The 16278-nt window shown below is 67.2% G+C and carries 18 protein-coding genes and 1 rRNA gene; 16 read left to right on the top strand and 3 right to left on the bottom strand.

Annotation, left to right across the window (positions count from 1 at the left end):
* The first annotated feature begins 2 nt into the window (after nucleotides 1-2).
* The 8 genes from Q0599_RS25610 (at nucleotide 3) to Q0599_RS25575 (ending at nucleotide 6083) form a co-directional block, all read left to right on the top strand.
* Entirely contained in the window at nucleotides 3-329 is a 327-nt protein-coding gene (locus Q0599_RS25610) for a (2Fe-2S) ferredoxin domain-containing protein (RefSeq protein ID WP_298835552.1), read from the top strand.
* On the top strand, nucleotides 326-949 hold the full coding sequence (locus Q0599_RS25605) for an alpha/beta fold hydrolase (RefSeq protein ID WP_298835550.1): 624 nt from the start codon (nucleotides 326-328) through the stop codon (nucleotides 947-949). Before Q0599_RS25610 ends, Q0599_RS25605 begins: the two co-directional genes overlap by 4 nt.
* A gap of 70 nt (nucleotides 950-1019) precedes the next feature.
* Complete coding sequence (locus Q0599_RS25600; RefSeq protein WP_298835548.1) at nucleotides 1020-2183, top strand: D-alanyl-D-alanine carboxypeptidase family protein; 1164 nt, start codon at nucleotides 1020-1022, stop codon at nucleotides 2181-2183.
* 25 nt (nucleotides 2184-2208) lie between these two features.
* Nucleotides 2209-3096: a D-amino acid aminotransferase gene (locus tag Q0599_RS25595; RefSeq protein WP_298835546.1), complete on the top strand. Its 888-nt coding sequence runs from the start codon at nucleotides 2209-2211 to the stop codon at nucleotides 3094-3096.
* A 47-nt stretch (nucleotides 3097-3143) separates the two neighbouring features.
* Nucleotides 3144-3419, top strand: a complete 276-nt coding sequence (locus tag Q0599_RS25590) for a DUF493 family protein (RefSeq protein WP_298835544.1) — start codon at nucleotides 3144-3146, stop codon at nucleotides 3417-3419.
* Between the two features lie 2 nt (nucleotides 3420-3421).
* A complete protein-coding gene (gene lipB, locus Q0599_RS25585) occupies nucleotides 3422-4087 on the top strand; it encodes a lipoyl(octanoyl) transferase LipB (protein WP_298835542.1) in 666 nt (221 codons plus the stop codon).
* Between the two features lie 15 nt (nucleotides 4088-4102).
* Nucleotides 4103-5086, top strand: a complete 984-nt coding sequence (lipA, locus tag Q0599_RS25580) for a lipoyl synthase (RefSeq protein ID WP_298835540.1) — start codon at nucleotides 4103-4105, stop codon at nucleotides 5084-5086.
* 7 nt (nucleotides 5087-5093) lie between these two features.
* The gene (locus Q0599_RS25575) at nucleotides 5094-6083 is read left to right on the top strand and encodes a hypothetical protein (RefSeq protein WP_298835538.1); all 990 of its coding nucleotides are present in this window, start codon (nucleotides 5094-5096) and stop codon (nucleotides 6081-6083) included.
* Nucleotides 6084-6105: 22 nt separating this feature from the next.
* On the opposite strand, the gene Q0599_RS25570 is transcribed toward Q0599_RS25575, so the two are convergent.
* Complete coding sequence (locus Q0599_RS25570; RefSeq protein ID WP_298835536.1) at nucleotides 6106-6618, bottom strand: TlpA disulfide reductase family protein; 513 nt, start codon at nucleotides 6616-6618, stop codon at nucleotides 6106-6108.
* Nucleotides 6619-6634: 16 nt separating this feature from the next.
* On the opposite strand from Q0599_RS25570, the gene Q0599_RS25565 reads away from it, so the two are divergent.
* Nucleotides 6635-7324, top strand: coding sequence for a DUF4197 domain-containing protein (locus Q0599_RS25565; protein ID WP_298835534.1), 690 nt, complete (start codon nucleotides 6635-6637; stop codon nucleotides 7322-7324).
* Nucleotides 7321-8598, top strand: coding sequence for an ATP-grasp domain-containing protein (locus tag Q0599_RS25560; protein ID WP_298835531.1), 1278 nt, complete (start codon nucleotides 7321-7323; stop codon nucleotides 8596-8598). Before Q0599_RS25565 ends, Q0599_RS25560 begins: the two co-directional genes overlap by 4 nt.
* Nucleotides 8599-8608: 10 nt before the next feature.
* On the opposite strand, the gene Q0599_RS25555 is transcribed toward Q0599_RS25560, so the two are convergent.
* Together Q0599_RS25555 and Q0599_RS25550 are read right to left on the bottom strand one after the other, a co-directional pair.
* On the bottom strand, nucleotides 8609-9634 hold the full coding sequence (locus Q0599_RS25555) for a hypothetical protein (RefSeq protein ID WP_298835529.1): 1026 nt from the start codon (nucleotides 9632-9634) through the stop codon (nucleotides 8609-8611).
* 354 nt (nucleotides 9635-9988) lie between these two features.
* Nucleotides 9989-11254, bottom strand: a complete 1266-nt coding sequence (locus Q0599_RS25550; protein WP_298835527.1) for a CaiB/BaiF CoA-transferase family protein — start codon at nucleotides 11252-11254, stop codon at nucleotides 9989-9991.
* A gap of 40 nt (nucleotides 11255-11294) precedes the next feature.
* On the opposite strand from Q0599_RS25550, the gene Q0599_RS25545 reads away from it, so the two are divergent.
* The 6 genes from Q0599_RS25545 to Q0599_RS25520 all read left to right on the top strand — a co-directional run.
* Entirely contained in the window at nucleotides 11295-11819 is a 525-nt protein-coding gene (locus Q0599_RS25545) for a hypothetical protein (protein WP_298835525.1), read from the top strand.
* Nucleotides 11816-13072 carry an MFS transporter gene (locus Q0599_RS25540; RefSeq protein WP_298835523.1) on the top strand — a complete coding sequence of 419 codons (1257 nt, stop codon included), beginning with the start codon at nucleotides 11816-11818 and terminating at the stop codon, nucleotides 13070-13072. The genes Q0599_RS25545 and Q0599_RS25540 overlap by 4 nt, the downstream gene beginning before the upstream one ends.
* A gap of 28 nt (nucleotides 13073-13100) precedes the next feature.
* On the top strand, nucleotides 13101-13550 hold the full coding sequence (locus Q0599_RS25535) for a PTS sugar transporter subunit IIA (RefSeq protein ID WP_298835521.1): 450 nt from the start codon (nucleotides 13101-13103) through the stop codon (nucleotides 13548-13550).
* Nucleotides 13519-13788, top strand: coding sequence for an HPr family phosphocarrier protein (locus Q0599_RS25530; protein ID WP_298835519.1), 270 nt, complete (start codon nucleotides 13519-13521; stop codon nucleotides 13786-13788). The genes Q0599_RS25535 and Q0599_RS25530 overlap by 32 nt, the downstream gene beginning before the upstream one ends.
* A 61-nt stretch (nucleotides 13789-13849) precedes the next feature.
* Nucleotides 13850-15631 carry a phosphoenolpyruvate--protein phosphotransferase gene (gene ptsP, locus Q0599_RS25525; RefSeq protein ID WP_298835517.1) on the top strand — a complete coding sequence of 594 codons (1782 nt, stop codon included), beginning with the start codon at nucleotides 13850-13852 and terminating at the stop codon, nucleotides 15629-15631.
* 313 nt (nucleotides 15632-15944) lie between these two features.
* Nucleotides 15945-16278 (top strand): 16S ribosomal RNA (locus Q0599_RS25520); the annotation flags it as partial.

The following is a 16278-nucleotide window of genomic DNA, read 5'->3' as shown; positions in this document are numbered from 1 at the left end:
ACATGAGCTATTACCAGCGCCATATCTTCTTCTGCCTGAACCAGCGCGAGAACGGCGAGAACGCCTGTGCGCAGCACGGCGCGCAGGCCGGCTTCGACCACTGCAAGTCGCGCGTCAAGGCCGCGGGCCTCGCCGGCGCGGGAGGCGTGCGCGTGAACAAGGCCGGCTGTCTCGACCGCTGTGCGGGCGGGCCGGTGGCGGTGGTCTACCCCGAGGCGGTCTGGTACACGTACGTGGACCAGCACGACATCGACGAAATCGTCGACTTGCACCTGAAGCAGGGCATGGTGGTGGAGCGCCTGCTGCTTCCGCCGACCGTCGGCCGGTGAACAGCCAGACTGTCCGTCAGCTCGTGCCGGGACCCGCCGGTGCGATCGAGTGCGCGATCGACGCGCCATCGCCGCCGCAGCGCGGCGTGGCGGTGATCTGCCATCCGCACCCGCAGCACGGCGGCACGATGGACAACAAGGTGGCGCAGACACTGGCACGTGCCGCGGTGGCGCTGGGTTGGCGCAGTGTGCGCTTCAACTTCCGCGGCGTCGGCGCATCACAAGGCGTCTGGGACGAGGGCCGCGGCGAGATCGACGACGCGCTGGCCGTGATCGCCGCCGTGCGCGTGCCGGGCGAGCCGCTGCTGCTGGCCGGGTTCTCCTTCGGCGCTTACGTCGCGTCACAGGCTGCGGCGCGGCTGCCCGATGATGCCAAGCCGCAGCGGCTGGTGCTGGTCGGTCCGTCGACGCAGAAACAGCAATTGCCCGCCGTGCCGCCCGACACGGTGGTGATCCACGGCGAGGCCGACGACGTCGTACCGCTGTCGGCCACGCTGGACTGGGCGCGACCGCAGGCGCTGCCCGTGATCGTCTTCCCCGGCGTGGGTCACTTCTTCCACGGTCAACTGGGCCTGCTCAAGCACACGCTGGTGCAGCAGCTGCGAACCGCGGCCGAATGATCCGCCGCCATTGAACCTTCGGGCCCGGGCACGCTCGGACCCATGATCCTTTCTCGAACCCCACCTCCCGATGAAGAGACTGACCGCATGGCTGGCCGCACTGGCCCTTGCCCTTCCCCTGGCATCGCGCGCCCAGGCGCCACAGCCGCCGGAAATCGCCGCCAAGAGTTACCTGCTGCTTGACCTGACGAGCAACCAGGTGCTCGCCGAGCGCAATGCCGACGCCCCGGCCGACCCTGCCTCGCTGACCAAGCTGATGACCGCCTACGTGGTGTTCAGCGCCATTCGAGACAAGAAGATCTCTGAGGACCAGGCGCTACCGGTGTCGCTGCGCGCCTGGGAAGAGCGCAAGCACGGCGGTTCGCTGATGTTCATCGAGCCGCGCAACACGCCCAAGGTGTCCGACCTGCTGCGCGGCATGATCGTCAACAGCGGCAACGACGCCTCGGTGGCGCTCGCCGAGGGTGTCGGCGGCAGCCTGCCGGCCTTCGTCGAGATGATGAACCGCCAGGCCCAGGCCTTCGGCCTGAAGAACACGGCGTTCAAGAACGTCACGGGCCTCACCGAACCCGGGCACCACAGCACGGCGCGCGACCTCGCGGTGGTCGCGTCGCACATCATCAAGGATTTCCCCGAGTTCTACCCGATCTACTCAACGAAGAAGTATCGCTACGAAGGCGCGCCGGCCAGCAACGAGAACAACCGCAACGTGCTGCTGTCGCGCGACCCGACGGTGGACGGCATGAAGACGGGCTACACCGAGGCGGCGGGCTATTGCCTGATCGCCAGCGCGCAGCGTGACTTCCCCAACGGCAAGCGCCGCCTGCTCAGCGTGGTGCTGAACACGGCGTCGATGGAGGCGCGCGCCACTGAAAGCCAGAAGCTGCTCAACTGGGGCTATGCCGCCTGGGATGCGGTGAGACTGTTCGAGCCGGGCAAGTCGATCGCCACGGCGCCGGTGTGGAAGGGCAAGTCCAACGAGGCGAAGCTCGGCGCCGATGCCGGCGTGTTCGTGACGGTTGCCAGAGGCGAGGGCAGCAAGCTCGTGACGAGGATCGAGCGCACCGACCCGCTCGTCGCCCCGCTGGCCAAGGGCCAGAGGGTGGGCGTGCTCAAGGTCAGCACGCCGGCCGGCGCGCCGGTGGCCGAGGTGCCGCTGCTCGTGCTCGAGCAGATCGACGAGGCCGGCATCTTCGGCCGCGCCTGGGACGCCATCCGCTTGTGGATCAAGTAAGCTGAACGCCTTGCCAGGAGCCGCCATGCAGACCCTGCCCGACACGCTGTGCTACCTCAACGGCGAGTACAGCTCGCTGCGCGACGCCAAGGTGTCGGTGCTCGACCGCGGCTTCATCTTCGGCGACGGCATTTACGAGGTCGTGCCCGTGTACGGTGGGCGCCTGTTCCGCTTCGACGAGCACCTGGCGCGGCTGGGCCGCAGCCTGGCCAAGTTGCGCATTGCCAGTCCTGCGACGCCCGAGCAGTGGCTCGAGCGCTCGCGCCGGCTGGTCGCTGCGCTGGCCGAGAAGACCGGAGTCCAGGACCAGCTGGTCTACATCCAGGTGACGCGCGGCGTGGCGCCGCGCGACCACGTCATGCCCACCGACATCGAGCCCACCGTCTTCATGATGGCCAGCCCGATGAAGCCGGCGACGCCCGAGCAGCGACACCACGGCGTGGCCTGCGTGACCGCGCGCGACTTCCGCTGGGAGCGCGGTGACATCAAGAGCACCTCGCTGCTCGGCAACGTGCTGGCGCGGCAGATGTCGGCGGACAAGGGCGCGGTGGAGACCATCATGTTCCGCGACGGCTACCTCACCGAGGCTTCGGCGAGCAATGTGTGGGTGGTGCACGAAGGCGCGGTGCTCGGGCCGCCGAAGAGTGAACACGTGCTCGAGGGCATCCGCTACGACCTGATCCGCGAGCTGTGCGAAGAGGAGGGCATCGCCTACAACCTGCGCCCCATCCCCGAGGCCGACGTGCTCTGCGCCGACGAGCTGGTGCTCAGCTCCGCCACGAAGGAAGTGCTGCCGGTCACGTCGCTGGACGGCCAGCCGGTCGGGCACGGGGCGTTGCGTGGCAAGCCCGGGCCAGTCTACGCCCGGCTGTTCGAGGCGTACCAGCGCGCCAAGCAGACGCAGTCGATCTAGTTGAATCGCGGCCCTTCGGACCCATCTGCGACTGCATGAACGCCGCCATGAGAGACATCCCGCCCGAGCAGTCGCTGATCGAGTATCCGTCGCAGTTCCCCATCAAGGTGATGGGCGCCAACGTGGCGGGCTTCGCCGAAGCCGTGGTGATGGTGGCGCAGCAGTTCGACCCGGGCTTCGACGCCAGCTCGATCGAGACGCGGCCGAGCAGGGCCGGCAACTATCTCGGCGTGACGATCACCGTCACGGCCACCAGCCGCGAGCAGCTCGACGAGCTGTACCGCACGCTGTCCACCCACCCGATGGTGAAGGTGGTGCTCTGAACATGCCGATCGTCCGCACGCTTGGCCGCGTCGACTACGCGGCGACGGTGGACGCGATGCGCGGCTTCTCCGAGCAGCGGAGCATGGAGACGCCCGACGAGATCTGGCTGTGCGAGCACGAACCGGTCTTCACGCAGGGCGTGGCCGGCCGCGCCGAGCATGTGCTGAACCCGCGTGGCATCCCAGTGGTGCAGACCAACCGCGGTGGCCAGGTGACCTACCACGGCCCTGGGCAAGTGGTGGCCTATCCGCTGATCGACCTCAAGCGGCTGGGCATCCATGTCAAGGAATACGTCTACCGGCTGGAGCATTGCGTCATCAAGACGCTGGAGGACTTCGGCATCACCGGCCACCGCGTGGCGGGCGCGCCCGGCATCTATGTGCGGCTGGATGATCCCAGCGGCCACGCCGCCCTGGCCGGCCCGCGCCGCGATCCCTTCGAGGGGCTGGGCAAGGTGGCCGCGCTGGGCATCAAGGTGACGCGGCACTGCACCTACCACGGTGTGGCGCTCAACGTGACGATGGACCTGAGCCCCTTCGAAGGCATCAACCCGTGCGGCTACGCCGGCCTGGCAACGGTCGACTTGGCTAGACTCGGGGTTTCCACCGACTGGGACACCGTCGCGCGGCGGCTTGGAGACAGGCTGGCGTCGCACCTGAGTCCCTGAACAGGGCGCACCAGCATGCCGACCGAGAACGTCACCCACGAAGCCAAGGGCGCTGCCGATTACGACGCCACGGCGAAGCAGAAGGCCCAGGCGAAGACGGCGCGCATCCCGATCAAGGTCGCCGCCGCCGAGACGCTCAAGAAGCCCGACTGGATCCGCGTGAAGGCCGGTTCGCCGACCACGCGCTTCTACGAAATCAAGCAGATCCTGCGCGATCACAAGCTGCACACGGTGTGCGAGGAGGCCTCCTGCCCGAACATCGGCGAGTGCTTCGGCCACGGCACGGCGACCTTCATGATCATGGGCGACAAGTGCACGCGGCGCTGCCCGTTCTGCGATGTCGGACACGGCCGGCCCGACCCGCTGGACGCCGACGAGCCCCTCAACCTGGCCACGACGATTGCCGCGCTGAAGCTGAAGTACGTGGTCATCACCAGCGTCGACCGCGACGACCTGCGCGACGGCGGCGCCGGCCACTTCGTCGAGTGCATCCGCCAGGTGCGCGAGCGGTCGCCCCAGACACGCATCGAGATCCTCACCCCCGACTTCCGCGGCCGCATGGACCGCGCGCTCGACATCCTCAAGGCCGTGCCGCCGGACGTGATGAACCACAACCTCGAGACGGTGCCGCGCCTGTACAAGGAAGCGCGCCCCGGCTCGGACTATGCCTTCAGCCTGAACCTGCTCAAGCGCTTCAAGGAATTCGCGCCCGGCGTTCCCACGAAGAGCGGCCTGATGGTCGGCCTCGGCGAGAGCGACGAGGAGATCCTGCAGGTGATGCGCGACATGCGCGAACACGGCATCGACATGCTGACCATCGGCCAGTACCTCGCGCCGAGTGGCCACCACCTGCCGGTGCGCCGATACGTGCATCCGGACACCTTCCGCATGTTCGAGGCCGAGGCGGCGAAGATGGGCTTCACCCATGCCGCCGTCGGCGCGCTGGTGCGCTCCAGCTACCACGCCGACCAGCAAGCGGCCTCGGCGGGCGTGGCCTGAGTACGGCGTGGTGATGGCCGTCGGCGCCGCGCCCGCGGCTTCCGAACCGGCGATCCGATGCGGCAACTGCCGCGAGCCGATGCGGCGACTGCTGCTGCCCGGCCACTACGGCCGCACGGTCGAAGTCGACCTGTGCAGACATTGCCACTTGGTCTGGTTCGACATGACCGAGACTGCGCGGCTGAGCGGCCCGGCTTTGCTGGAACTGGTCGGCACGATGGCCGGCACGCAGGCGTTGCCGCACCGCACCCTCGACCCGCAAGCCGGCTGCGCGCGTTGCGGCGCGTCGCTGAAGACGGTGCACAACCGCTCGCGCTGGGGTCAGTCGCTGCAACTCGAATGCCGTGCCGGGCACGGCGCCTACCAGACCTTCGCGCAGTTCCTGCAGGAGAAGGGCCTGCTGCGGCCGATGTCTCGCATCGACCGCGCGCGCCTGCTGCAGCGACAGGGCCGCGTCGACTGCGTGAACTGCGGAGCGGCGGTCGGCCAGAACGACGAGACCTGCCCCTACTGCGGCTCGGTGCCGAGCCTGCTCGACGTGGCCCGGCTGGCCCGAGCGCTGGATCCGGAAGGCGCGATCGTGTCGCAGCGGGTGCACCGAGATGCCGCGCGACAGCAGGCGCTGCAGTGCAGCGCCTGCGGCGCGGCACTGCCGCCAGGCCAGTCGGTCGACTGCGCGCAGTGCGGCGCCACCCTGGCCATCAGCCGTCTCGCCGAAGCCCACGAGCGTGTCGCGACGCTGGGCCCGGCGCTGCGCGCCCATGCAGCCAGGCCGGCGCCCGAAGTGGTGAAGCGCAGGCTGGAGGTGCTCGATGCCGACCTGCCGCGGCGGCGCGAGTTCGCCGCGAAGATGCAGGCCGAAGCGGCGCAACGCCGCGGTCACGGCAGTCTCGCCGACGGCGTTGACTGGGGTGACCTTCTCGGCTCGGGCACCAACCCGCTGCGCGCGGTGCTGATTGCCCTGCTGGTCTGGTTCGTCTGGTACTTCTGGGGTTGAGCGGGCCCGCCGCACAGCCCACTCAGATCTCGGCGATCAGCTGCTCGATCATTTCGTGCAGCGCAGCAAAATCGGGCTCGCCGACAAAGCGCCGCACGATGCGACCGCGCTTGTCGACCAGCAAGGAGGTTGGCGTGCCCTTGATGTCGCCGAAGCTCCTCGCGATCGTGCCGGTGTTGTCGATCGCCACGCCGAATGGCAGCCGGCGCGACTGCGCGTAATCGACCACCGCCGCAGGCGGGTCGTAGCTCATGGCCACCGCCAGCGTGTCGAAGCCGCGCGACCTGAAGCGCTCGTGCGTGTCGACCAGCTTCGGCATCTCCTTGATGCAGACGGCGCAGCTCGTCGCCCAGAAATTGACCAGCGTCACCCGGCCCTGCCACTGCGCGGTCGAGGATGTTTGGCCGTCGAGCAGCGTATACGGCACGATGGGCAACGGCTGGGGCGGCCCCGCACGGTCGAGGCTGAGATAGACGCCCGCCCCGATTGCCAGGGTGATCAGCAAGACGGCAAGATGGCGGGAAGCTTTCGTCATCGGGGAGGGGAAACGCATGCGGCGCAGGCAGTTTACGGCAGGGCTTCTCGTCGGCCCGAGCCTGTTCGCTTTCACCACGGGCGCCAGGGCGCTGGACCTCGGCGAGACCGACGCAGCCGCCGGGGTGCGCGCCGCGCTGCGGACGGGGGCGGTCTCGGCGGTCGGCCTGCTCGGCCGCACCGACGGCTTTCTCGGCAATCCGAAGGTGCGCATCCCGCTGCCAGGATTTCTGGAGGATGCGGCGCAGTTCCTCAGAGCGACCGGCCAGGGAAGACGTGTGGATGAGCTGGTCACGGCGATGAACCGCGCCGCGGAGGCGGCCGTGCCCGAGGCCAAACCCCTGCTCATCAACGCCGTCAAGTCGATGAGCGTCGAAGACGCGCGTGAGGTCATCACCGGCGGTGACGACTCCGTCACGCAGTTCTTCGCCGCCAAGACGCGCGCGCCGCTGTCGGAGAAGTTCCTGCCCATCGTGACTCGTGCCACCGAGAGGGTGTCGCTCGCAGCCAAGTACAACGCCGTCGCGGGTAAGGCGCTGAGTTTCGGCCTGGTGAGGAAGGAGGAAGCGAACGTGCAGCAGTACGTCACCGGCAAGGCGCTCGATGGCCTCTACCTGATGATCGGCGAGGAGGAACGCAAGATTCGCCAGAATCCGGCAGCGGCTGGCAGCGCGATCCTGAGGAAAGTCTTCGGGTCGCTGCAGTGAAGCGGTCGCCAGCCAGGGTGCTCGTGCTGTTCGGAGCCGACTGGGACGGCCGCCTGCTGCCGCGCTACGCGAGCGGCGGGCGATACCACTTCCACGAGCACGGTTTCGACCTCTTCAGCTTCCCCAGCAACGCGAGGTTGATGTGGTTCGACCTGTGGCGCTTCGTCGACCGCATGGTCGAGCGCTACCGCGGCCGCATCGACGCGGTGTTCAGCTCCAACGAGCAGTTCGGCGCGCTGGCCGCCGCGCTGGTAGCGCAGCGTCTGGGTCTGCCGGGCGCGCGGCCGGAGTCTCTGCTGCAGGTGCAGCACAAGTACGAGGCGCGGCTGCGCCTGCGCGAGGTGGCTCCCGAACTGTGCCCCGCGTTCGAGCTGATTGCCTACGACATCGACCTGGAGCGGGCGCGGTCGCTGCGCTATCCGCTCTTCGCCAAACCGGTGAAGGCCACGTTCTCGGTGCTGGCGCGGCGCTGCGAAACGCCCGAGCAGCTCATCGAGCACCTGCGTTTCGCGCCCTGGGAGAAGCACATCATCCGGCGGCTCATCGCGCCGCACAACCAGGCCATTGAGCGCTTCCCGCAGTTCCGCATAGGTTCCCACCACATGCTCGTCGAGGAAGTCCTCGAGGGCAGACAGATCAATGTCGACGGCTACGTGCATGGGGGGCAGGTTCATCTGCTCGGTGTGACCGACGAAGTCATGTACCCCGGCACGATGGCCTTCCTGCGCTTCGCCTTCCCGGCGCCGCTGGACGAGCGGCTGCGGCAGCGCATCCAGCAGGCCGCGGAGAAGGTGTTGCGCGGTTTCGGGCTGGGCCACGGCTTCTTCAACCTGGAGTTCTTCGTCGACGAGCGCACGGGCGAACTCAAGCTGATCGAAGTCAACCCGCGGCTGGCGTCGCAGCTTGCGCAGTTCTACGAGTGGGCCTGCGGCATCGACACCTACGAGCTCGGCTTCGCGATGGCGCTGGGCCGCCCGCTGCCCGCGCCGCACGCGCCACGCTTCGGTGCCGCGGCGAGTTTCGTCTGGCGCAGCTTCGACGGCAGCACGTGTCCGCGGCTGCCGACGCGGGCCGACCACGACTGGCTGGAGCGCGAGTACCCGGAAGCGCGACTCGAGATTTATCCGAAGCGCGGTGGGGCCTTGAAGCGAGACATGAAGTGGTTGGGCTCGCACCGGTGGGCCGTGCTCAATCTCCCCGGCCGCGATGCCGTCGATCTGCGCGACCGCTACGAACGCATCTGTGCGCGGCTGCAGTGGCCGGCACCTTGGTAGAGGGGTACGGTCAGAGGCCCTTCGACAGCTCGAACATCAGTGCCGACGGCAGTGAGCTGTCGATCAGGTCGCGGCCGACACGCGCGACGCTCGAACCGCCGAAGCCAGACATCTCGAAGGTGTTGCCCTCCTCGATGATCTCGATGAAGACGAAGTCTGGCACCTCGTGGCTGATCTCGTCGTGCAGATGGGCGAACTTCTCTCCGCGCTGGATCGACTCGATGATGATGGCGTGCGGCAATCCCTCGCGGCAGAACTCGGCGGCCTCGTCGACCGAGCCGACGAAGTCGATGATCAGGCCCATGCTGCGCAACGCGTCGCGAATCTGCACGCGCAGGTCACGCCGCGAGGCGATGACGAGTACGTGGCTGCCCGCCAGTGGCTTCGAATTCGACGAGGGTGCGAAGCCCTCGTCGATCTCCAGCGTGGTCACGCCTTCGATCTCGTCGGTCGCGGTGCGTGGGAACTCGATCGTCAGCGTCGTGTTCAGCGCGTCGTCGTGCCGGTCCAGCGGCAGGCCCATGGTCCAGGCTGTCTGCTCGAGCAGCCGCCAGCCGAGGCACTCGAGGGCAGCAGGCTCGGGCGTTCGATCGGCGGCATCGATCTGGTCGACCGGTCGATGCGCAAAGCGGCAGATGAGCTGAGCGTGCTGAGGCCAGGACTTCACGTCGATGCGGAAATCGATGTTCGACTGCGCATGGATCAGCGCCCAGTCGAGCACGGAGTTGAGCAGGCTGAACAGCAGTGAGGCATCGACGATCACCTCGACCGGCTTGAGCATCGGCTTGAGGACGATGCCGCGCGCATGCGTCTCGCGGTGACGGTGCGACAGCACGCTCCTGAGCGTGTCGGCCAGTTGCAGCCGCTCATGCGATTGGCGCAGGCGGCCGGAGGCGAAGCGCGCGATCTGCTGGCCGATCATGCCGGCCTGGCGCGCCTGGTTGACTTCGTCGCGCAGGGCGCGCAAGCCGGCGCGATCTATCTTGCCGGTGGCGATGAGGGCATGGATGCGCTCCAGCGCGGAACTCAGTCGCATTGCCGTGTCTGCTCCGATTTCTGTCACCAGCCGGTGCCAGCGCTGGGTCGCCTCGGAGTCATCGGCGGCAGGCGCCGGATGCGAGCGCGCAGCGGGCGCTGCGGGGGCGCCCCGTCGATCGAGATCTGACATGTCCACGTGCTTCTTGTCCTTCCCTACGGCGCGGCAAGGTGCATCCGTGGAATCCTCTGGCGGGACTGGGCGGATGACCGGAAGCGGGAGCAGGCGCGCCGCGATGTGTGGACTAGAGTGTCGCGCCGCAGGCCGCGAGATTCCAGGGTCCGGGCTGTCTTTCCCTCGGTCCCGGGGGGGCAGATGTCACGAACTGTGACCACCCCCCCACCCCAGGGTGGGTCAGATGACGCCTGCCTGCTTCAGCTCAGCAAGTTCGTCGGCGCTCAGGCCGACCTCGATCAGCACCTCGTCAGTGTGTTCGCCCAGCAGCGGCGGCGGTCGGCGGTACTGCACCGGCGTGGCGGAGAGTTTCATCGGGCTGGCGACCAACGTGACGCGCTCGGCGAGCGGATGCGGCAGTTCGACGGTCATGCCGCGCGCGCGAACCTGCGGGTCAGCAAACACCTCGGCGAGATCATTGATTGGCCCGCAGGGCACTTTGGCGGCCTCGAGCGCGCCGAGCCAATCTGACTTGCGCCGACTGCGCATCACCTCGGCCAGCAGGGGCACCAGCACACCGCGATGCCGCACGCGGTCGGCATTGCGGGCGAAGCGCGGGTCGGCGGCCAGTTCAGGCCGCCCCGCCACCTCGCAGAACTTGACGAACTGGCCGTCGTTGCCGACGGCGAGGATCATGTGGCCGTCGGCCACCTCAAACACCTGGTACGGCACGATGTTCTGGTGTGCGTTTCCGGCGCGCTGTGGCGGCACGCCGGTGACGAGGTAGTTGGCGCCCAGGTTGGCGAGCATCGCCACCTGCGTGTCGAGCAGTGCCATGTCGATGGCCTGGCCCTGGCCGGTGGCATCGCGGTGGCGCAGCGCAGCGAGGATGGCCGTGGTGGCGTACATGCCGGTGAACAGGTCGGCGACGGCGACGCCCACCTTCTGCGGCCCGCCGCCCGGGGCGTCGTCGGCAATCTCCTGGCGCGACGGCCCGGTCACGCTCATCAGCCCGCCCATGCCCTGCACGGCGTAGTCGTAGCCCGCGCGGTCGCGGTAGGGGCCGGTCTGTCCGAACCCGGTGATCGAGCAGTAGACGAGGCGCGGGTTCAGCGTGAGCAGACTGGCACTGTCCAGTCCGTAGCGGGCCATGTCGCCGACCTTGAAGTTCTCGACAAAGACGTCGCTGCCCTGGGCCAGTCGGCGGATCAGCGCCTGCCCCTGCCGCCGCGCAATGTCCACGGTGACTGAGCGCTTGTTGCGGTTGGTACCGAGGTAGTAGGCGGCCTCGGCGGTGTCGCGGCCGTCGCGATCGCGCAGGAAGGGCGGGCCCCAGCCGCGGGTATCGTCGCCGCCGACACCATTGCGCAGCGGTCGCTCGATCTTGATGACGTCGGCGCCAAGGTCGGCCAGCGTCTGGGTGCACCAGGGGCCGGCGAGCACGCGGGAGAGGTCGAGCACGCGCACGCCGGCCAGCGGCGCGCAGGGCGAGGAATCGGCGGTCATGTGGCCATTGTGGCTGCGTCCGGGCCGGGATAATCGGCCGATGCATCGCCTTGTCCTGTGGCTGCTGGCCGCCCTGAACGCCATTCTGGCGGCTTGTTCACCCGCGCTCGACTGGCGCGAGTTCCAGCCCGAGGGCAGCGGCATCGTCGCGGCCTTTCCCTGCAAGCCGGATCGGCATGCGCGCAGCGTCAAGCTGGAGGTGCAGACGGTGCGCATGGAGATGCTGGTGTGCAGCGTGGGCGAGGTCAGCTTCGCGCTCAGTTTTGCCGACCTGGACGATCCGGCGCGCGTCCCGGCCGCGCTGCAGGAGTTGCGAGCGCTGGCCGTGTCAAACCTCGCCAGCCCGGGCGGCGAGACCCTGCCACTGCAGGTGCCGGGCATGACGCCGAATCCGATGGCTGCCCGCATCCGGCTGGACGGCCGGCGCCCCGACGGCACGGCCATGCAGGAGCAGGCGGCCTTCTTCGTGAAGGGACTGCGCATCTACCAGGCGACCGTGCTCGGCAAGCGCGTGCCCATCGAGGCGGCCGACACGTTCCTGGGCAGCTTGCGTTTGCCGGCATGACCGCGTCGCAGGCCGGCGTCGACGCACAGACGCTGCCCAGGCGCGAGGCGGTGCTGGTCTTCCTCAGCTTCGCCTTCGCCTACTTCTTCTCCGCCTTGGTGCGCGCCGTCACGGCCACGCTGGCACCGAGCTTCAGCGCGGAGCTCGGGCTGACAGCCGGCGATCTGGGACTGCTTGCCGGGGCCTACTTTCTCGGTTTTGCCGCCACGCAATTGCCGCTGGGGCGCGCGCTCGACCGCTACGGGCCGCGGCGGGTGCTGCTCGCGCTGATGGCGGTGGCAGTGGTCGGCTGCGCGGCGTTCGCGATGGCACGGCACTTCGCCGCGCTGACCCTCGCGCGCGGGCTCATCGGTGTCGGCCTCAGCGCCTGTCTGATGGCCCCGTTGACCTTGTTCCGGCGTAGTTTCGCGCCGGTGGCGCAGTTGCGTGCCAACTCCTGGATGCTGATGACGGGCTCGCTCGGCATGGTGGCCTCGACACTGCCGGTGCAATGGTTGATGCCGATGCTCGGCTGGCGCGGGTTGTTCTGGCTGATCGGCGCGCTACTTGCAGTGTCGATGGTGGGCATCGTGCTGCTGGTGCCGGCCGACGGTGCGGTGCGCCGTGCCGGCAGTCAGATCGAGTCGGGCTACGCATCGATCTGGCGCCACCCGACATTCGTTCGCTTCGCGCCGCTGGGCTTCTTCCATTACGGCGGAATGATTGCGATCCAATCCCTCTGGGCGGGGCCTTGGCTGGTGCGCGTTTGCGGCTGGACGCCAGGCGAGGCCGCGGCGGGCCTGTTCGGAATCAACCTGTCGATGCTGCTGGCCTTCCTCGGCTGGGGCTTGGTCGTGCCGCGGCTGTATCGCGCGGGCTGGGGCGCGCCGCGATTGATCCGTTGGGGCGTTCCGTTCAATCTGGCCGTGCTCGTGCTCGCCATCGTGATGGGCGAGCGGGCAACGGCCTGGATCTGGGCCCTGTTCTGCGTGAGTTGCTCGGTGGTCTCCCTCTCCCAGCCGGCCATCGGCCAGGCCTTCCCAACCGAACTGGCCGGTCGCGCCCTGTCAGCCTACAACCTGGTTATCTTCGCGGGCATCTTCAGCCTGCAGTGGGGGCTGGGCTTGGCGATCGACTTCTTCGTTCACTCCGACGCCTCGATCCTGTCGGCCTACCGGGGGGCCATGACGTTGTTCGGCATATGTGCGCTTGCGGCCTATCTGTGGTTTTTGCGGCACGGCGAACGGCCTGCGGCCGGGAATGCGGGTGATTGAGCGCCAGAAGCCCATAATTTCGATCCCCATGCCCGGCTTGCTGATCATTGCCCATGCGCCGCTCGCGTCTTCGCTGAAGTCGGTGGCCAACCATGCCTATCCAGACCGTGCCTCGTGGCTGGAGGCGCTCGACGTGAGTCCCGACATGTCGCCGGAACAGATCGAAGCGCGGGCGCGAGAACTTCTCGCGCGCGTGCGTCGGCCTGAGGCGTTGATCTTCACCGACGTATTCGGCGCTACGCCGTGCAACGTCGCGCAGCGGCTTGCCGACGGGGTGCAGGTGAAGGTCGTCGCGGGCGTGAACGTGCCGATGCTTTGGCGTTCGCTGTGTTATGCCGACGAGTCGCTCGACGCGCTGGTGGCGCGGGCAGTGTCCGGCGCCACCCAAGGCGTGATGCAGGTCGCGACCTCAAGGCCGCAAAACCAGACCTTCAAACCGGGCGCAAATGATCAAGACCACCGTCACCATCAACAATAAGCTGGGGTTGCATGCACGAGCGTCGGCCAAGCTGACCAAACTGGCCGGGAGCTTCAAGAGTGACGTCTTCATGAGCCGAAATGGTCGACGCGTGAACGCCAAGAGCATCATGGGAGTGATGATGCTGGCGGCGGGCATAGGCAGCGAAGTGGAGATCGAGACCGCCGGACCCGACGAACAGCAAGCCATCGATGCCCTGACGGCGTTGATCAACGACAAGTTCGGTGAGGGCGAGTGAGAGTGCGCCGCCTGTAAGAAGTACCGATGGCGGGCCCGGGCCGAAGGAATAGCATTCCGACATGAGTTTCCAGGTGTTCGGATTGCCCGTCTCGCGCGGGGTCGCCATCGGCCGGGCGGTGCTGGTGGCTTCGAGCCGTGTGGACGTCGCGCACTACTTCATCGACGAATCCCGCGTCGAGGGCGAGGTCGCTCGGCTGCGGGTGGCGCGTGATGCAGTCGCCAGCGAACTCAGCCTGCTCAAGCGTGACATGCCGGTCGAGGCGCCGGCAGAGCTCGCGGCGCTGCTGGATGTGCACCTGATGTTGCTGCACGACGACTCGCTCACAGGCGCCACCAAACAATGGATCCACGAGCGGCACTACAACGCCGAGTGGGCGCTGTCAGCGCAGCTTGAAGTTCTGGCGCGGCAATTCGACGAGATGGAGGACGAGTACCTGCGTGAGCGCAAGGCCGACCTCGAACAGGTCGTCGAGCGACTGCTGCGCGCGCTGGCACGCGGCCCGGGCGCTTCCTTCACCGCCACTCCGGCGGTCGGGCCGCGCGACTTCGCCGGCGAGGACCCGCTGGTACTCGTCGCCAACGACATTGCGCCGGCCGACATGCTGCACTTCAAGGGCGGCGTGTTCACCGGCTTTGTCACGGATGTTGGCGGGCGCACCTCGCACACGGCGATCGTTGCGCGCAGCATGGACATTCCGGCTGTGGTCGGTGCCCGCGAGGCGAGCCGCATCATCCGGCAGGACGACTGGGTCATCATCGATGGTGACAACGGCATCGTCGTCGTCAACCCGTCGCCGATCGTGCTCGAAGAGTACCGATTCCGGCAGCGGCAGAGCGAGCTCGAGCGCGAGCGTCTCTCGCGCCTACGTCACACCCCGGCCGTGACGCTTGACGGCGAGCGCATCGAGCTGCTGGCGAATATCGAACTGCCGGCGGATGCCAAGGCGGCGTTGGAGGCAGGGGCGCTGGGTGTCGGCCTCTTCCGCAGCGAGTTCCTCTTCATGAACCGCGGAGGTGAACTGCCTGGCGAGGACGAGCAGTTCGAAGCCTACCGTGCCGCGGTCGAGGCGATGAACGGGTTGCCTGTGACGATTCGTACGGTCGACATAGGCGCAGACAAGCCACTCGATCGAATGTCGGTCAATGAGCTGCGGCACGAGCATGCGTTGAATCCCGCGCTGGGCCTGCGCGCCATCCGCTGGAGTCTGTCCGAGCCGGGCATGTTCCGGCAACAACTGCGGGCGATCCTGCGGGCAAGTGCCTACGGCAAGGTGCGACTGCTGATCCCAATGGTGGCGCATGTCAGCGAAGTCAAGTTGACCCTGGACGCGCTTTCTCGTGCGAAGCAGCAGCTGGCGGATGCGGGCAGGCCCTTCGTGGACGTGGAAATCGGCGCGATGATCGAGGTGCCGGCGGCTGCGCTGGTCCTGTCGAGGTTCCTGCGCTACTTCGACTTCGTTTCCATCGGCACCAACGACCTCATCCAGTACACGTTGGCCATCGACCGCGCCGACGAAACCGTGGCGCACCTCTACGATCCTTGGCATCCGGCCGTGCTGGGCCTGATCGCCAACACGATCCAGCAGGCGCGTCAGGCCGGGAAACACGTCAGCGTCTGCGGGGAAATGGCGGGCGACCCGGCGTTCACCGAGGTCCTTCTCGGCATGGGTCTGCGAAGCTTCTCGATGCACCCGGCGCAGATCGCATCCATCAAGCAGCGAGTGCTGCGCGCCGAGGCGCGAAGGTGCGCGGCAATGGTCCCAGAGTTGCTCAGTTCGGATGACCCGGAGCGGCATTCGCTCGGCGGGCTCGTTCAGGCTGGAAGCCTTGCCGCCAGTTGACGGCTTCGAATTGCATGCTATAGTCGCGGTCTTCGCTGAATGCAGCGCCACCTGAGCAGGTGACGCATCAAGCAGCGAATACGGAAAGCCGAGTGCTTGACAGGGTTTAAAAAAACATGTCAGAATCGCTTTCTTCGCTGAACACGGAAACGAATTCAGCGGCGCCGCAAGGCAAGCTCTTTAAAAACTAACAGCCGATAAGCGTGGGCGTTTGAAGGCGAGTGCCAAGAGCCGCAGGGCTCGAGGTCTCTTGGACCTTAAACGCTCACTGAAGTGAAGTTCACTTCAATTCTTTGAGCAAACATTCAAGATCGAACTGAAGAGTTTGATCCTGGCTCAGATTGAACGCTGGCGGCATGCCTTACACATGCAAGTCGAACGGCAGCACGGGAGCAATCCTGGTGGCGAGTGGCGAACGGGTGAGTAATATATCGGAACGTGCCCAGTAGTGGGGGATAGCCCGGCGAAAGCCGGATTAATACCGCATACGACCTACGGGTGAAAGCGGGGGATCGCAAGACCTCGCGCTATTGGAGCGGCCGATGTCAGATTAGCTAGTTGGTGGGGTAAAGGCCTACCAAGGCGACGATCTGTAGCTGGTCTGAGAGGACGACCAGCCACACTGGGACTGAGACACGGCCCAGACT

Source organism: uncultured Piscinibacter sp. (assembly GCF_937952055.1).
Lineage (GTDB): Bacteria > Pseudomonadota > Gammaproteobacteria > Burkholderiales > Burkholderiaceae_C > Piscinibacter.
Note: the sequence above shows the minus strand (reverse complement) of the source record. Positions and strands in the feature narration are given on the sequence as shown.